We start from the raw sequence: 674 nt of genomic DNA, 5'->3' as shown, positions 1-674 counted from the left end.
AGATATGGTGGAAAATCTGATGCTAATAACTTTGGAGTTTCATTATACGGAAGATTAGGAAACAAAAATGTTCCTTTCTATCTGCAAGGTCGTTTTGGTGTCGGATTTGTTGACAGTGATGTTGAAAGAGATATTATTTTAAGCAATAATGACTTTACTAGAGCAAAAATTAATCATAATGATAAAGTTTATTCTGGATATCTAGAAACAGGATATGACATTAAAAATGATAATGGTGACTTTGTTGTAACACCGTTTGCGGGATTGACTCACGATACAGTTGTAAGAGGTTCATTCTCTGAAGAGAAGAGCCAGTTTGGACTGACTGCTGATAAAAAGAACTACAATCAGACAGCAGCACTAGTTGGTCTTAGAGTTGGAAAGGCTGTAAGCTGGAACGGTGGAAGCAAGACTACATTCCAGGGATACATAACACATCAGAGATCTTTCAATGAGCAGGATTTGAGCTTTGATGCAAGATATACTGGACTGCCTGGAGCAACGTTTAAGGTAAAAGGTATCGGACTTTCTAAGAACAAGACATGGACTGGAGTTGGAGCATTGACAGAAGTAAATTCTAGATTTGGATGGTATGTAAACTATGACGGTTCTGTTGACAGTGGAAAAGGTAAAGGGAATAATAATGTTTTTACCACAGGACTTAGATTTAATTT

1 protein-coding gene is annotated in these 674 nt (G+C 36.8%); it reads left to right on the top strand.

All coding sequences use genetic code 11. The features are described from left to right. On the top strand, positions 1-674 hold a 674-nt coding region (locus HMPREF1552_RS00245), incomplete at both ends, for an autotransporter outer membrane beta-barrel domain-containing protein (protein WP_021743007.1).

Source organism: Leptotrichia sp. oral taxon 879 str. F0557, assembly GCF_000469385.1.
GTDB lineage: Bacteria > Fusobacteriota > Fusobacteriia > Fusobacteriales > Leptotrichiaceae > Leptotrichia > Leptotrichia mesophila.
The sequence above is the reverse complement of the archived record's forward strand: the minus strand, read 5'-3'. Positions and strand labels throughout refer to the sequence as shown.